Source organism: Micromonospora sp. CA-263727 (genome assembly GCF_050942455.1).
Taxonomy (GTDB): Bacteria; Actinomycetota; Actinomycetes; order Mycobacteriales; family Micromonosporaceae; genus Micromonospora.
On the sequence record NZ_CP192031.1, the window covers coordinates 3,800,503 to 3,814,510 of the forward strand.

Here is a 14,008-nt window from a genome sequence, read left to right on the forward strand (position 1 = left end):
CCGGAAGGGACGTGGAGATGGATTTCCTGCTCGCATTCGCACTGACCGGTCTGATCGCCACGGGTGGCTGGATCGCCTGGGCGGCGGTGCGGGGCTGGTCCCGGATCCGGGATCGCCGTCACGAGCTGCGGCTGGCCCGCGCCCGGTCGGCGGCCCAGATCCGCCGGGCGGAGCTGCGCGAGATCGAGCTCGCCAACGAGACGTACCAGGACTTCGTCCGTCGCCACCCGGAACGCTGAGCGGCGGCGACCCGGGCCTTTCCGACCGGGCCGCCGCCCACCTGTCACCGGCGATCCGGAGCGTACGGCTCACGCGGCGTCGGCACTCCGGACGCGACCCGCGGCACCGGCAGGCCGAGCCGCTCGACCCCCGCGACGATCAACGCCTCCGTGGCGAGCCGGAGGTCGAGGACGACCCCCCGCTCGTCCGGCCAGAGCGGTTCCAGGGTCGCGGTCTGCGAGTCGAGCAGGCTCGCCGGCATGTAGTGGTCGGAGCGCAGGGACATCCGTTCCCGGATGACCTCGGTCGGCCCCGCCAAATGCACGAAGTCCACGCTCGGCGGGCCCTGCCGCAGCACGTCCCGGTAGGAGCGCTTCAGCGCCGAGCAGGCCAGCACCGTCGACACGCCCTCCCGGTGCCGGTCGGCCATCCACCCGGCCAGGGCCCGCAGCCACGGCCAGCGGTCGTCGTCGTCCAGCGGCACGCCGGCCCGCATCCGCGCCACGTTGGCCTCGGAGTGGAACTCGTCGGCCTCGGCGAAGGCCAGCCCGGTCAGCGCGGCGATGCCCCGGGCCACGGTGGTCTTGCCCGCGCCGGAGACCCCCATCACCACGACATGCCGGGTCGACGGCTCACCAGTCATGGACCGTCCCGTCCATCAGCCGGTTGAACGGCAGGTACGCCGGCTGGTACGGGAACCGGGCGGCGGCCTCCTCGTCCAGTTCCACGCCGATGCCGGGCTGGTCGCCCGGGTGCAGGTAGCCGTCGGTGAAGGTGAACGACTGGCGGAACACCTCGTCGGTGAGCGGCCCGTGCCGCATGTACTCCTGGATGCCGAAGTTGTGGATGGCCAGGTCCAGGTGGAGCGCGGCGGCCATGCCGACCGGCGAGATGTCGGTCGGGCCGTGGATGCCCGACTTGATCTGGTACTGGGCGGCGAAGTCGAGCAGCTTGCGCATCGCGGTGATGCCGCCGGTGTGGGTGACCGCGGAGCGCACGTAGTCGATCAGCTGCTCCCGGATCAGGGTCTGGTAGTCCCACACCGTGTTGAAGACCTCGCCGATGGCCAGCGGCGTGGTGGTGTGCTGGCGGACCAGCCGCAGCGCCTCCTGGTTCTCCGCCGGGGTGCAGTCCTCCAACCAGAACAGGTCGTACGGTTCGAGGGCCTTGCCCAGCTTGGCGGCCTGGATCGGGGTCATCCGGTGGTGGCCGTCGTGCAGCAGCGGCAGTTCCGGGCCGAACTCGCCGCGGACCGCCTCGAAGACGCCGGGCAGGTGGCGCAGGTACGCCCGGGTGTCCCAGTCCTCCTCGGCCGGCAGCGGGGTGCGCTGGGCCGGCTCGTAGTCGTAGCGCTTGCCGCCGGTGCTGGGCTGGGCGGCGACCCCGTACACGGCGTTGATGCCGGGCACCGAGGTCTGCACCCGGATCGACCTGAAGCCGAGTTCGAGGTGCGCCCGGATCGAGTCGAACAGCTCCGGCAGGTCCCGGCCGGAGGCGTGCCCGTACGCCATGATGCCGTTGCGCGACGCGCCGCCGAGCAGCTGGTAGAGCGGCATGCCGGCGGCCTTGGCCTTGATGTCCCAGAGCGCGACGTCGACCGCGGCGATGGCGGCCATGGTCACCGGCCCCCGCCGCCAGTACGCCGAGCGGTAGAGGAACTGCCAGGCGTCCTCGATGCGGTGCGCGTCCCGGCCGAGCAGCAACGGCACCACGTGGTCCCGCAGGTACGAGGCGACGGAGAGCTCGCGCCCGTTGAGGGTGCCGTCGCCCAGGCCGGTGATGCCATCCTCGGTGGTGATCTTCAAGGTGACGAAGTTCCGGTCCGGACTGGAGACGATGACGTCTGCGGCGACGATCTTCACGAGGGGGTGCCTTTCTCGCGGGTGGTGCTCAGCGAAGGGTGGTGCCGGCGGCGCTGCCGGTGATGAGGGACAACTCGTCGCGGCGGGGCAGGCCCTCCCAGTCGCCGTGCGCGGCGACCGCGAAGGCCCCGAGCGCCACCGCGCGCCGGAGCCGGTCGACGAGATCCAGCCCGTCGAGGTGACCGGAGAGGTAGCCGGCGGTGAAGGCGTCGCCCGCGCCGACGGTGTCCACGGCGGTGACCGGCACCGCGTCGACCTGCGTGACACCGTCACGGGTGTACGCGCGGGCCCCGTCGGCGCCGAGCTTGACCAGCACCGTGCGCACACCGCGCCGGAGCAGGCCGGCAGCCGCGCTGGCCTCGCCGGCGTCGGGCTCGGCGACCAGGTCCAGTTCGTCGGCGGAGGCGACCACGACCGACGCGTACCCGGCCAGCGGGGTCAGGGTGGCGCGGGCCGCCTCCCGGGACCAGAGCCGGGACCGGTAGTTGACGTCGAGCGAGACGGACGTGCCCGCCTGCGCGGCCTCCCGCGCCGCCCAGGTCACCGCCGCGCGGGCGCTGTCGGAGAGCGCCGGGGTGATCCCGGTCAGGTGCAGCACCCGGGCCCCGGCCGCGAGCGGCTCGCGCAGGTCGGCCACGCCCAGCGCCGACCCGGCCGAGCCGGTCCGGTGGTACCCGACCCGGGTCACGTCGGCGGTGCGCCGCTCCAGGAACATCAGGCCGGCGGAGCGGTCCGGGTCCCGGCGGGCCCCGGCGGTGCCGACCCCCTCGGCGCGCAGCTGGCGCAGCACGAACTCGCCCAGCTCGTCGCCGCTGACCCGGCCGACCCAGGCGGCGCGGTGACCGAGCCGGGCGAGGCCGATCGCCACATTGCACTCCGCGCCGGCCAGGTGCATGGTCAGCGGCCCGCCGGTGGCCAGCGGGCCGGGCGACCGCAGCGACACCAGCGCCTCGCCGACGGTCAACAGGTCAACGGCGCTCACGAGGTACCGACCGCCGCGAGGTAGGCGCGGGCCCGTTCCCGCAGGGCGTCGAGGTCGCCACCGGAGGCGGCGTCGCCGACCAGCGGGCCGCCGACCCCGACCGCGATCGCGCCGGCCGCGAGGTAGCCGGGCAGGTCGGCCAGGCCCACCCCGCCGACCGCGACGAACGGGATGTCCGGGAACGGGTCGCGCACCGCCTTCAGGTACGCCGGGCCGCCCACCGAGGCGGGGAAGAGCTTGACGGCGCTGGCCCCGAGCCGCACCGCCGTGTACGCCTCGGTGGGGGTGAGCGCGCCGGCAGCGACCGGCAGGCCCCGGCGGACCGCCTCGCCGATCGACTCGACCACGGCCGGGGTGACCACGAACTGGGCCCCGGCGGCGGCCACGTCGGCGACGTCGGCGGTGGTCAGCACGGTGCCCGCGCCGACGAGTGCGCCCTCCGGCGCGGTGGCCCGGATCGCCTCGATGGCCGCGCAGGCGCCGGGGGTGGTCAGGGCCACCTCGACGATCGAGACGCCCTCGGCGAGTAGGGCGGTGCCGGCCGCGATGGCGGCGGCGGTGTCGGTGCCGCGGATGACCGCCATCAGGCGGGTCGCGGCGAGTTCGGCGGTGAGGTCGAGGGTCATGATCACCATTCCGCGTAGGAGCCGTCGGGGTGCCGGAAGGTGGGGCTGCGCCAGGCGTGGCCGCGCTTGTCGGCCGCGCGTACCGCCTGCTCGTCGATCTCGATGCCCAGCCCCGGCGCGGTCAGTCGCTGGACGTGGCCGTCGACGAAGGTCAGCGGCTCGGGGTCGACGCAGTAGTCGAGCACCTCGGCGCCGAGGTTGTAGTGGATGCCGATGCTCTGTTCCTGGATCAGGTAGTTCGGCGTGGCGAAGCCGACCTGGAGACAGGCGGCCAGGGCGATCGGGCCGAGCGGGCAGTGCGGGGCCAGCTGCACGTCGTAGACCTCCGCCAGCGCGGCGATCTTGCGTACCTCGGTGATGCCGCCGGCATGTGACAGGTCCGGCTGGGCCACCGCGATGCCGGCCTGGAGCACGGGCAGGAACTCCTGCCGGTTGTAGAGCCGCTCCCCCGTCGACACCGGCGTGCTGGTGCAGCGGACGAACTCGCCGATCAGGTGGGAGTTCTCCGGCACCACCGGCTCCTCCAGGAAGAACGGCCGGTACGGCTCCAGCAGGGGCGCCACCCGGCGGGCGTTGGCCAGGGTGAACCGGCCGTGGAAGTCCACGGCCACGTCGCGGTCGTCGCCGAGCACCTCGCGGGCGGCGGCCACCCGCTGCACCACCGCGTCGAGTTCGGCGACGGAGGCGACCGGGCTCATCCGCCCGGAGGCGTTCATCTTCACGGCGGTCAGGCCGGCCTCCACCCGGGCGGCGATCTGCTCGCGGACCTCGCTGGGTTCGTCGCCGCCGACCCAGCCGTAGACCCGGATCCGGTCCCGGACGGGGCCGCCGAGCAGCTGGTGCACGGGGGCGCCGTACCGCTTGCCGGCGATGTCCCACAGTGCCTGGTCCAGGCCGGCGACCGCGCTGGCCAGGATCGGGCCGCCCCGGTAGAAGGAGCCCTTGGTCATCACCTGCCAGTGGTCCTCGATGCGCAGCGCGTCCCGGCCGATCAACAGCTCGCTGAGCTGCGCCACGGCGGTGCGTACGGTCTCCGAGCGGCCCTCGCAGGTCGCCTCGCCCCAGCCGACGATCCCGTCGACGGTCTCCACCCGGACGAACAGCCAGCGGGGCGCGACGAGGAAGGTCTCGACCCGGGAAATAGTCGTCATCTCGGTCAGCCCTTCGTCGCGCCGGCGGTGAGCCCGGAAACGATGTACTTCTGCACGAACAGGGCGATGACCATGATCGGCAGGGTGACCACGGTGGTCGCCGCCATCAGGCCGCCCCAGTCGATGCTGGCGTAGCCGACGAAGTCGAAGATCGCCACGGGCAGGGTCTTCGTGCTCGCGCCCGAGAGCACCAGGGCGAACATGAAGTTGTTCCAGGAGAAGATGAAGGACAGGATGCCGGCGGTGGCGATGCCGGGGACGGAGAGCGGCAGGGTGATCCGGCGGAACGCGCCGATGTGGGTCAGCCCGTCGACGAGCGCCGCCTCCTCCAACTCCTCCGGCAGGCCGTCGAAGTAGCCCATCATGATGTAGACGATCAGCGGCAGCGACACGAACATGTGGCTCAGGATCAGCACGCTGAAGCCGCCGACCAGGCGCAGGTTCGAGAAGACGTAGTACCAGGGCACGAGCAGCGAGACGCCGGGGATGACCCGGGCCATGAGCACCACGAGCGCCGACTTCTTCATGTTGAAGCGGCTCATCGAGTACGCGGCCGGCACGCCGAGCAGCAACGACAACACGGTCGCCGCGAAGGCCACCCAGAGGCTGTTGACGATGAACTGGACGTAGTTGGCCTGCTGTAGGACGGTGTCGTAGTTGCCCAGGGTGGGCGTGAAGAACAGCGCCTTGCTGGAGTCGTAGATGTCGACGTTGGTCTTGAACGACGCGGCGACCATCCAGAGCAGCGGCGCCACCAGCGACAGCACCACCACGACCAGCGCCACCGCGCGGAAGGCCCGGAACCCGGTGCTCGGCTTCATCGCCCCGCCTCCTTCCGGCGGGCGGTGAGCGCCCACATCGCGCCGATGATGATCAGGAAGAACAGGATCAGCACCGTCGAGGAGAGGCCGTACTCGTTGTAGTCGAAGCTCAGGCCGTAGGCGTACACGTTGAGGGTCTCCACCTCGTTGAACGAACCGCCGCCGCGGCCCTTGGTGGCGTAGAGGATGTCGAAGGTCTTCAGCGCGTCGATGCCGCGCAGCAGGATCGCGACGATCACGGTCGGCATCAGCAGCGGCAGGGTGACGTGCCGGAAGCGCTGCCAGGCGCTGGCGCCGTCGATCATCGCCGCTTCCTGCGGCTCGTCGGAGAGCGAGGTCAGTCCGGCGAGCAGGATCAGCACCACCATCGGCGTCCACTGCCAGATGTCGATGAAGATGGTGGTGGGCAGCGCGGTGTGCTGCCCGGCCAGCCAGGGCTGCGGGCCGATGCCGACCCAGCCGAGCGCCTGGTTGGCGAGGCCGATGTTGGGGTCGAAGATGAGCCGCCACATCATGCCGACGGCGACCGGGGTGGCGACCAGCGGCAGCAGGATGGCGACCCGCACCCACTTCTCGCCCCGGAACGGCCGCCACAGCAGCAGCGCGATCGCCATGCCGAGGACGACCTCGAAGAGCAGCGCGACGCCGGTGAACGCCACGGTCCGCGCCACGGCGGGCCAGAACCGGTCGGTGTCGCCGAGCACGTCGAGGTAGTTCCGGAAGCCGATGAACTCCGACTCGGCGCGGACCGAGCCCGAGGAGTCGGTCAGGCTGAGGTATCCGGTCCAGGCGAGCGGGAAGATGATCAGCGCGGCGACGAAGGCCATGGCCGGGGCCGCGAAGAGCCACTTGCGATGGTCGTTGGCCCAACGCGCCCAGCCGGGCGTGTCGGGCATGACGGAGGCGCCGCGGGGCGCTCTGCTGGGGGCGGTTACAGCTGGCATCAGATCTCCGTGGTGGGGAGGCCGGACGGGGGTGGCGGGGCTTCTCCGCCCCACCACCCCCGCGCCCGGACTCAGCGGGCCTCGTCGTCCAGGAACTTCTGGAACCCCTGGTTGGCGGTCTCCGCCGCGGCCGCGGCGTCCTTACCGGTGATGGTGTCGACGATCGGCTGCCCGACGATCTCCCGGGCCTGCGCCACCCGCTCGACCACCGGCCGGTCGTGGCCCACACCGTTGGCCAGGCTCACCGTGATCGCGTCGGCCATGTCCTTCGGGTAGGTCGCGATGCCCTCGGGGTTCTCCCAGACCGAGGTACGGGCGCCGGGCACGCCGGCCTTCTGCTGCGCCAGCGTCTGCTCCTTGCCGGCCGCCCACTCGATGAACTTCCAGGCGTTGCTCTGGTTCTTCGAGGCGTCGTTGATCGCCAGACCCCAGGAGGGGACGTTGTACGGCTTCGAGCCGGCCGGGCCGGCCGGGAAGGGCGCGAACCCGACGGTCTCGGAGACCTTCGACTTGCTCGGGTCGGTGGCGTTCTTGTAGAGCGAGTTGGCCTCGGTGTAGAAGGCCGCCTGCCCCTGGGTGAAGATCGCCATCGCCTCGGACCAGCTCATGTCGGTGCTGATGTTGGCCGGGCCGTGCTCGCGCAGCAGCCCGCCGTAGTACGCGTACGCCTGCTTGGCCGCGTCGCTGTTGACCGCCGCCTTGCCCGAGGCGTCGACGAAGTCGCCACCGAAGCTGTAGAGGAAGCTGGAGAACTGGGTGACGGCGGCGGCCTTACCGGTCCGCGAGACGAAGCCCGCCACGCCCGGGTTGTCCGCCTGGATCTTCGCGGCCTGTGCCTTGAGCTCGTCGAGGGTGGCCGGCGGGGCGGTGAAGCCGGACTTCTCCAGCAGGTCCTTGCGGTAGTAGAGGACCTGCTGCTCGGTGATGATCGGGATACCGACCACCTTGTCGTCGTAGGTGGTGGCGCCCACCGGCGCGGCCTGGAAGTCGCCGAAGTCGAAGTCGGCGCTGCCCTTGGCCTTGTCGGTCAGGTCGGCGAGGTACTTGTTCTTGGCGAACAGCCGCCCCTCCTGCAACGGGCGGTACATCATCACGTCGATGTCGCCGGAGCCGGCGTTGAGCTTGACGTTGTACTGGTCCGACAGCTGGTCCTCGCCGAGCTGGGTGACCTCGACCTTGAGGCCGGTCTGCTTCTCGAACTCCGGCAGCGCCTTCCGGATGTTCTCGGTCCAGACGTGGTTGACCAGCGTCACCCGCACGGTGTCCGAGCTACCGCTGTCGTCACCACCGCCGCAGGCGGAGAGGGTCATGGCGGCGACCACCGCCAGAGATGTACCGATTATCGATCGACGTCCCACGTCCGTCTCTCCCTTACTGTCCTGGCCGCCACCCTCGGGGGGTGGGCGCGACCTCGGCCTGTTACATCCGCTTAACGTCGGGATGCTAGGCCGAAAAAGCAGACTTATACAAGGGAGAGACCTAACTGATATGATCCGACGCGTGAATCCGCCCTTGCCCGGGGTCGCTCCCACCCAGTCCGCCCCCGCCGAGGCCGGACTACACGGACGCGTCCTCGATCATCTCGGCACCGCCATCTGCGACGGCGACCTGACGGCCGGAGCCGTGCTCAACATCGACGACCTGGTCGACCGCTACGCGGTGTCCCGCTCGGTGATCCGCGAGGTCCTCCGGGTGCTCGCGTCCATGGGATTCATCGAGACCCGCCGGCGGGTTGGCGTCATGATCCGGCCGGCCGACGCCTGGAACGTCCTCGATCCCCAGGTGATCCGCTGGCGACTCGCCTCGACCGGCCGCATCGCCCAGATCCGCTCGATCACCGAGCTACGCACCGCCGTGGAACCGCACGCCGCTTGGCTCGCCGCCCACCGGGCCGACCACGACGAGGCGAGTGAGCTGGTCGGCCTCGCCGCCAAGATGTGGGCCGCCGGCAAGGCCGGCGACGAGGAACGCTTCCTCGGCCTCGACATCGAGTTCCACCAGCGGGTGCTCCGCGCCTCCGGCAACGAGATGTTCGTCAAGCTACAGAACCTGGTCGCCGAGGTGCTCATCGGCCGCCACCACTACCACCTCATGCCACACCACCCGCACGAGCAGGCACTTCAACTGCACGCGGACGTCGCCCAGTCGATCCAGCGCCGCGACGGGGAGACCGCCCGCCGCGCCATGGTGGAAATCATGGAACACGCGTTCGAAGAGATGTCCTCGATCTGGGAGCAGGAGCGCACCGCCGAGCCGAACCCGGCCTGAACGGACGTGCAGGAACTCGGTGCCCCGGAGGCGTCGCGCAACCGGACGCGCACTGGGTGCGGGCGGCGCTAGATCGACACGACCGGCGTCTCCACCAGGTGTTCGGCGATGAACCAGGTCTGTAGTTCGTTGGTGCGGATCACGTTCGAGACCAGCAGGTCGTTGCTGCCGTCGTCACCGCCCTCGGCCACCCGGGCCGCCGCATCGTGCGCGTCGGTGAGGATCGTCTCGTGCGCCTCCAGCAGGCGCGACAGCATCGCCGGCACCTCCTCGGCCCCGTCCGGCGGGCGCGGCACCCGGGTCAGCTCGGCCACGTGACGCGGATCCCCCACGGCGATCCCACCCAGCGTCTGGATCCGCTCGGCGACCATGTCGACCAGTTCGAGCTGTTCGTCCGCGTGCTTGTCGAGCAGCAGGTGAAGCTGGTAGAAGGTCGGCCCACGCATGAGCCAGTGGTGCTTCTTGTAGAGCGAGTGCAGGATGCGGGTGTCGGCGAGAATCCGGTTCAGCCGCTCGCACGAGTACATCCGCGCGTCGTACGAGAGGGCGACCGGCAACTGCCGGACGGTGCCGAACGCCTGGATCTCACGGCCGTGCTGGTGCAGCCGGGGCTGGCTGTCCGACCGCTGCTTCTGCTGGGTCATGCTCTCCTCCTCGGATACGTCGGATCGGTGAGGGCTTCCGGTGCGGGGTCAGGCCGCGGCTCGGCCCTGTTCGGCGAGGATCCCGCTCGCCTGACCGACCTCGATCAGGTAGCCGTCCGGGTCCCGCAGGTAGCAGCGGATCTCCACACCGTGGTCCTTCGGCTCGGTCAGGAACTCCCCGCCGCGCGACCGCCACTGCCGGTAGACCGCGTGCACGTCGGTGACCCGGATGTTGATCGCGCCGCTGAGCGTGTCCGGATCCGGCGGCGCCTGGGCCCGTACGGTCGGCTTGTCGTCGGTGGGGCCACCCTCGTCGTTGATCACGATGTAGCTGTTGTGGAAGCGCAGGATCGCCGGCTGCCGTTCCCGCACCACCGTCGCGCCCAGCACCTGCCGGTAGAAGTCCCGCGAACGGTCCACGTCCCGCACGATCAGCAGATGGGTGAGCACCATCCCGCCCGCTGGCTGGAAGTAGTCCGGCGCCTCGTCGGCCATCCCCGCCTCCCGATGTCGAAAGCCGGGGCGTACCCACTGACGGCGCCCGCACACCCGCCGCAGCCTTCCGGTCGGGTTCGCCGACGGGTCACCCGAGCGGGGCCGGACGGCCACCTACGCAGCCCGGGTCGAAGCGGGTCGTCGTTGTCGATCACGACATCCGCCCGTACGGTCGGGGACGCCTCGGCCCGGTAGAGCCGCTGCGCCGGCAGGTACCGCCGCCGGTACCGCTCCCGGACGGTCTCCACGGTGCCGAACAGTTCCACGTCCCGGGTCAACGCGCGCCGCACCGCCACGTCCGGGCTGACCTCCAGGTAGATGCTCAGGTCCCAGAAGTCCCGCAGGCCGGGGCGGAGCAGGAAGATCCCGTCGAACAGCAGGACCGCACCCTCGCCGGCGTGCCGGGTCGGCTCGACGCGTTCCGTGTCGCCGCGATGGTCGAACACCGCCGTCCGGTAGTGGCCGCTACCGCCCGGCCCGAGCGGCCGCAGCAGCGACAGGACCAGCGCGTCATGGTCGAAGGAATCCTCGTAGTAGCCCTCCGGGGAGAGGCTGCCCCGCCGATAGCGCAGCCGCCGTGGCCGGTGGAAGCCATCGACGCTGGCCAGGATCGTCTCGCGTACGCCCGCCAACCGTCCGCCCAGTTCCGCCGCGAGGGTGCTCTTGCCGGCCGTGTCCGGCCCGTCGATCGCCACCCGCAGCGTGTGCGCCGGCCGCCGCGCCACGATCAACTCGGCGAGACGGGTGAGCAGGTCGGCCCGCGTCATCGCCCGCTGCTCCACGTGCCCCACCCGTTCCTTCTGCCCGATGCCGCCGTACGGCGCAACCCCCGGAGCGCGCCGTCGATCTTCCCGCCGGGGCCGACCGGAGGGTGACGTGGTGGTGTCCCTCGGCGACACTGGCATGGTGACTTACCACGACCCCTACCAGCCGCAGCACCACGACGTGTCGGGCAGCCTGCCGGTCCCGGCCCAGTACGGCCCGCCGCCGACCTACTACCCGCCGGCGGTCCTGGTCGCGCCCGCAAAGTCGACCGGTGCCGCCGTGGCGCTGGAGTTGGTCCTCGGGCTCTTCGGCATCTTCGGCGTGGGCAACATCTACGCCGGCCGGATCGTCACCGGCGTGGTCCTCATGGTCTCGTTCTGGGTGCTGTTCTGGATCAATTTCCTCCTCGTCTTCGTCGTCGTGGGCCTCGTCACCATGCCGCTGACCTGGCTCGTCTACCTGGCCGGCGGTGCGCTGTCCGCGGCCCGCGGCGTCGAGCAGTACAACCTGCGCGCCGTCGCCGCCTGAGCCATCTCGGGAGACCGCGCGACGGACGCGACCGACGACCGCCGTTGGCGGCTCACCCGGGCCCCATCCGCCGGCCCGCCGCGCATCTCCGGCAGGGGCGGTCGGGGATCGAGACGCTGCTCGTCCGCGCCGGCGACGGACCGCGCCAGCCCTCGCTCTCCCGCCGCGCCGACGGCCATGACCTCCCCGCCGGGCGGGTCAGCCGATCCTGGTCGGTTGTACGGGAAATGACGGGGCGCCGGGCAGGAGCGTGTCGTCGAAGTCGTAGCGCAGTTCGTTGACCACCTCGACGACCCCGCTGACCCGCGCGGCGAGCCGCCCCGCGATGTCGACCGCCGAACGCTGGTCCAGTTTCCCGGTCATGGTGACGACGCCGTCGCTCACCTCGACCCGGACCGTGCCGTCGCGTACCGCGAGCACCCGGCGCAGCACCTCCTGGACCACGTCGTCGCGGATGTCGGCGTCCGGGCGCAGGTGCACGCTCAGCAGGTCACCACGGGTCACGATGCCCACGATCCGGCCGAGGTCGTCCACCACCGGCAGGCGCTTGACGTGCTCGCGGTCCATCAGCTTCGCGGCGGCCACCAGAGAGGTGTGCGGGAAGGTGGTCACGGCGGGCGTCGACATCAGATCCCGCGCGATCCCCGCCTCGCCCTTGCGCCGAGCCTGACGCCGCCTCGGCCGCTCGAAGATGCGCCGCTCGTCCGGCTCACCCATCCATTCCACCTTGTGCAGCAGATCCGCCTCGGACACCACACCCCGCACATGCCCGAAGTCGTCGACCACAGGAACGGCGCTCACCCGCCGGTCCGCGAGCACATCCACGATCTTCCGGTACGGTGTCCGCTCCACCACCGTGGCGACGTCCCGGGTCATCACGTCGCCTACCTGCCAGGCCCTCATCACACCCTCCTCTGCCGGCTCGGTACCCACGCTATGGCGTACGCGCCGGGTCGGGTCAGCGCCGGCGGGCCCCACCCGGCGGGACCTCTGGCCACCCGATCCCGGGCACCATGGCCCTACGGTGCCCGCAGGCCCGCACCTGCTCCGCATCCAGGCCGGCCCCCCATCGGTCCGGCCCGCCCCGGATTCGCGACTGATCGAGCGTGCCGGCGTCAGGCGGGATGACGTGAGCTTTCGGCTGCGGCTTTCGCTCTCCACCTGGATCCCGGCGACGAGCAGGTCGAGGCCGTACACGAACTGTTCCGTGGAGCCGACGACGTGGCCACGAAGAAGGCGGTCACCACATCGAGATCCGCGACCGTGATGCCGACGTGGTCGAAACGTCGCACATGCGACATGAACCGTGCTCCCGTCGTATCGATCATGCACCTGCCACAGGTGTTCAAGCCGGCTCGCAGCGCTCCGAGAGGGCGTAGCGGGTGAGCACCACGTCGCCGATCTGGCGAGCCTCCACCACCTGGGCCCGCCGCCCCGGATGCCACGGGAACCGGCCGTCGCCGACGAAGCGTGGGGCCCGCCGGTCCCCGACGAAGAAGGGGGCCACCACCAGGTGCAGTTCGTCGGCGAGCCCCGCGGCGAGGAACTGGCCGTGCACCTGCGCGCCCCCCTCCACCAGCAGCCGGCACACCCCCCGGTCGGCGAGGTCGGCCAGGGCCCGCGCCAGGTCGACCGGGTCGCCGGCGTCGACCACCGTGGCCAGGTCGCCCAGCCGGTGCCGGGTCTTCTCCAGCGCCCCGCCGGCGCAGTAGACGATCCGGTCGGTGTCGCCCACGGTGAAGAACCGGGCGCCCGGGTCCAGGTCGCCGCAGCCGGTCACGGTCACCCGCAGGGGAGATTCCGGCAGGCCCCGGGATACCCGGTCGGCCCGGCGGTGGGCGCAGCGGACCAGCAGCCGGGGGTCGTCGCGGCGGACCGTGCCGGCGCCCACGAGGATCGCGTCGCAGCCGGCGCGGACCGCGTCGACCCGGTCGAGGTCCGCCTCGTTGGAGAGCAGCAGCCGCTCGTCGGTGGCGTCGTCGATGTAGCCGTCGATCGAGGTCGCGCAGCTGAGCAGCACGTACGGCCGCTGGGGCGCCGGTAGGCCGGTCATCGGACGAACGGGAGGTCGGCGGCGCGGGCGGCGCGGCTGGCCTTCGCCGCGAGATAGTCGGCGTTGGCCGGGGAGAGGAAGACGCCGGTGGGCACCTGCTCGGTCACGGTCACCCCGAGCCGGCTCAGCTGCTCGGTCTTCTCCGGGTTGTTGCTGAGCACCGCGATCGGCCCGACGCCGAGCGCGGCGAGCATCTGCGCGGCCACGGTGTAGTCGCGTTCGTCCTCGTCGTGGCCGAGCGCGACGTTGGCCTCGTAGGTGTCCAGACCGGCGTCCTGCAACGCGTACGCGTCGAGCTTGGCGTACAGGCCGATGCCGCGACCCTCCTGCCGCAGATAGAGCAGGTAGCCGCCGGCCTCGGCGATCCGCTGTACCGCCTCGCGCAGTTGCGGGCCGCAGTCGCAACGCTGGCTGCCGAACACGTCACCGGTGAGGCACTCGCTGTGCGGGCGGACCAGCGGCGCCGCCGCGCCCCGCTCGGCGCTGCCGTCGCCCTCACCGAGGGCGAACGCGACGTGTTCCCGGCCGTCGACCAGCCCGTCGAAGGTGAACAGCCGGGCGGTGGTGGCGTAGCCGTCGGAGAACCGCAGCGGCACGGTGACCTGCGTCCGGATGGTGGCGACAGGCAGTGTTTCGGACATGGGTCTCCT

General features: G+C 71.4%; 17 protein-coding genes. 3 read left to right on the top strand and 14 right to left on the bottom strand.

Going from position 1 to position 14,008, the window contains the following annotated elements:
- The first annotated feature begins 17 nt into the window (after positions 1-17).
- Entirely contained in the window at positions 18-239 is a 222-nt protein-coding gene (locus ACQPYA_RS16695) for a hypothetical protein (RefSeq protein WP_433528007.1), read from the top strand.
- Positions 240-283: 44 nt separating this feature from the next.
- On the opposite strand, the gene ACQPYA_RS16700 is transcribed toward ACQPYA_RS16695, so the two are convergent.
- From ACQPYA_RS16700 to ACQPYA_RS16735, 8 genes are all read right to left on the bottom strand, one after another.
- Entirely contained in the window at positions 284-862 is a 579-nt protein-coding gene (locus ACQPYA_RS16700; protein ID WP_433528008.1) for a gluconokinase, read from the bottom strand.
- The gene (gene manD, locus ACQPYA_RS16705) at positions 852-2,081 is read right to left on the bottom strand and encodes a D-mannonate dehydratase ManD (RefSeq protein ID WP_433528009.1); all 1,230 of its coding nucleotides are present in this window, start codon (positions 2,079-2,081) and stop codon (positions 852-854) included. Before manD ends, ACQPYA_RS16700 begins: the two co-directional genes overlap by 11 nt.
- A 28-nt stretch (positions 2,082-2,109) precedes the next feature.
- Entirely contained in the window at positions 2,110-3,063 is a 954-nt protein-coding gene (locus ACQPYA_RS16710; protein ID WP_433528010.1) for a sugar kinase, read from the bottom strand.
- Positions 3,060-3,689: a bifunctional 4-hydroxy-2-oxoglutarate aldolase/2-dehydro-3-deoxy-phosphogluconate aldolase gene (locus ACQPYA_RS16715; RefSeq protein ID WP_433528011.1), complete on the bottom strand. Its 630-nt coding sequence runs from the start codon at positions 3,687-3,689 to the stop codon at positions 3,060-3,062. The genes ACQPYA_RS16710 and ACQPYA_RS16715 overlap by 4 nt, the downstream gene beginning before the upstream one ends.
- Positions 3,690-3,691: 2 nt before the next feature.
- Positions 3,692-4,840, bottom strand: a complete 1,149-nt coding sequence (gene dgoD / locus ACQPYA_RS16720; protein ID WP_433528012.1) for a galactonate dehydratase — start codon at positions 4,838-4,840, stop codon at positions 3,692-3,694.
- Between the two features lie 5 nt (positions 4,841-4,845).
- Positions 4,846-5,661 (bottom strand): carbohydrate ABC transporter permease, encoded by an 816-nt coding sequence (locus ACQPYA_RS16725; protein WP_433528013.1) that lies wholly within the window; start codon positions 5,659-5,661, stop codon positions 4,846-4,848.
- Positions 5,658-6,605, bottom strand: a complete 948-nt coding sequence (locus tag ACQPYA_RS16730) for a carbohydrate ABC transporter permease (protein ID WP_433528014.1) — start codon at positions 6,603-6,605, stop codon at positions 5,658-5,660. The genes ACQPYA_RS16725 and ACQPYA_RS16730 overlap by 4 nt, the downstream gene beginning before the upstream one ends.
- A gap of 71 nt (positions 6,606-6,676) precedes the next feature.
- Positions 6,677-7,915 carry an ABC transporter substrate-binding protein gene (locus ACQPYA_RS16735; RefSeq protein ID WP_433528015.1) on the bottom strand — a complete coding sequence of 413 codons (1,239 nt, stop codon included), beginning with the start codon at positions 7,913-7,915 and terminating at the stop codon, positions 6,677-6,679.
- Positions 7,916-8,105: 190 nt separating this feature from the next.
- Between ACQPYA_RS16735 and ACQPYA_RS16740 the strand changes: the two genes are divergently transcribed.
- Positions 8,106-8,873 carry a FadR/GntR family transcriptional regulator gene (locus ACQPYA_RS16740; protein WP_433528016.1) on the top strand — a complete coding sequence of 256 codons (768 nt, stop codon included), beginning with the start codon at positions 8,106-8,108 and terminating at the stop codon, positions 8,871-8,873.
- A gap of 68 nt (positions 8,874-8,941) precedes the next feature.
- Here the strand turns inward: ACQPYA_RS16740 and ACQPYA_RS16745 are convergent, their stop codons facing one another.
- Genes ACQPYA_RS16745 through ACQPYA_RS16755 form a run of 3 tightly spaced genes read right to left on the bottom strand, consistent with a single transcriptional unit; the run spans position 8,942 to position 10,803 of the window.
- The gene (locus ACQPYA_RS16745) at positions 8,942-9,517 is read right to left on the bottom strand and encodes a Dps family protein (RefSeq protein ID WP_433528017.1); all 576 of its coding nucleotides are present in this window, start codon (positions 9,515-9,517) and stop codon (positions 8,942-8,944) included.
- A 48-nt stretch (positions 9,518-9,565) separates the two neighbouring features.
- Positions 9,566-10,012: a VOC family protein gene (locus tag ACQPYA_RS16750; protein WP_433528018.1), complete on the bottom strand. Its 447-nt coding sequence runs from the start codon at positions 10,010-10,012 to the stop codon at positions 9,566-9,568.
- A complete protein-coding gene (locus ACQPYA_RS16755) occupies positions 9,949-10,803 on the bottom strand; it encodes a uridylate kinase (protein ID WP_433528019.1) in 855 nt (284 codons plus the stop codon). The genes ACQPYA_RS16750 and ACQPYA_RS16755 overlap by 64 nt, the downstream gene beginning before the upstream one ends.
- A gap of 112 nt (positions 10,804-10,915) precedes the next feature.
- Between ACQPYA_RS16755 and ACQPYA_RS16760 the strand changes: the two genes are divergently transcribed.
- Positions 10,916-11,305 (top strand): hypothetical protein, encoded by a 390-nt coding sequence (locus tag ACQPYA_RS16760; RefSeq protein WP_433528020.1) that lies wholly within the window; start codon positions 10,916-10,918, stop codon positions 11,303-11,305.
- Between the two features lie 198 nt (positions 11,306-11,503).
- Here the strand turns inward: ACQPYA_RS16760 and ACQPYA_RS16765 are convergent, their stop codons facing one another.
- The 3 genes from ACQPYA_RS16765 to ACQPYA_RS16775 form a co-directional block, all read right to left on the bottom strand.
- Complete coding sequence (locus tag ACQPYA_RS16765) at positions 11,504-12,208, bottom strand: CBS domain-containing protein (RefSeq protein ID WP_433528021.1); 705 nt, start codon at positions 12,206-12,208, stop codon at positions 11,504-11,506.
- Positions 12,209-12,650: 442 nt separating this feature from the next.
- The gene (locus ACQPYA_RS16770; RefSeq protein WP_433528022.1) at positions 12,651-13,358 is read right to left on the bottom strand and encodes a RibD family protein; all 708 of its coding nucleotides are present in this window, start codon (positions 13,356-13,358) and stop codon (positions 12,651-12,653) included.
- The gene (locus tag ACQPYA_RS16775) at positions 13,355-13,999 is read right to left on the bottom strand and encodes a GTP cyclohydrolase II (protein WP_433528023.1); all 645 of its coding nucleotides are present in this window, start codon (positions 13,997-13,999) and stop codon (positions 13,355-13,357) included. The genes ACQPYA_RS16770 and ACQPYA_RS16775 overlap by 4 nt, the downstream gene beginning before the upstream one ends.
- Positions 14,000-14,008 lie beyond the last annotated feature (9 nt).

Bases quoted from the DNA above. Each gene is read 5' to 3' on its own strand.
- ACQPYA_RS16695 (WP_433528007.1), top strand. From the start codon at position 18: ATGGATTTCCTGCTCGCATTCGCACTGACCGGTCTGATCGCCACGGGT.
- ACQPYA_RS16700 (WP_433528008.1), bottom strand. From the start codon at position 862: ATGACTGGTGAGCCGTCGACCCGGCATGTCGTGGTGATGGGGGTCTCC.
- ACQPYA_RS16715 (WP_433528011.1), bottom strand. From the start codon at position 3,689: ATGACCCTCGACCTCACCGCCGAACTCGCCGCGACCCGCCTGATGGCG.
- dgoD (WP_433528012.1), bottom strand. From the start codon at position 4,840: ATGACGACTATTTCCCGGGTCGAGACCTTCCTCGTCGCGCCCCGCTGG.
- ACQPYA_RS16725 (WP_433528013.1), bottom strand. From the start codon at position 5,661: ATGAAGCCGAGCACCGGGTTCCGGGCCTTCCGCGCGGTGGCGCTGGTC.
- ACQPYA_RS16730 (WP_433528014.1), bottom strand. From the start codon at position 6,605: ATGCCAGCTGTAACCGCCCCCAGCAGAGCGCCCCGCGGCGCCTCCGTC.
- ACQPYA_RS16735 (WP_433528015.1), bottom strand. From the start codon at position 7,915: ATGACCCTCTCCGCCTGCGGCGGTGGTGACGACAGCGGTAGCTCGGAC.
- ACQPYA_RS16745 (WP_433528017.1), bottom strand. From the start codon at position 9,517: ATGACCCAGCAGAAGCAGCGGTCGGACAGCCAGCCCCGGCTGCACCAG.
- ACQPYA_RS16750 (WP_433528018.1), bottom strand. From the start codon at position 10,012: ATGGCCGACGAGGCGCCGGACTACTTCCAGCCAGCGGGCGGGATGGTG.
- ACQPYA_RS16760 (WP_433528020.1), top strand. From the start codon at position 10,916: ATGGTGACTTACCACGACCCCTACCAGCCGCAGCACCACGACGTGTCG.
- ACQPYA_RS16765 (WP_433528021.1), bottom strand. From the start codon at position 12,208: ATGAGGGCCTGGCAGGTAGGCGACGTGATGACCCGGGACGTCGCCACG.
- ACQPYA_RS16770 (WP_433528022.1), bottom strand. From the start codon at position 13,358: ATGACCGGCCTACCGGCGCCCCAGCGGCCGTACGTGCTGCTCAGCTGC.
- ACQPYA_RS16775 (WP_433528023.1), bottom strand. From the start codon at position 13,999: ATGTCCGAAACACTGCCTGTCGCCACCATCCGGACGCAGGTCACCGTG.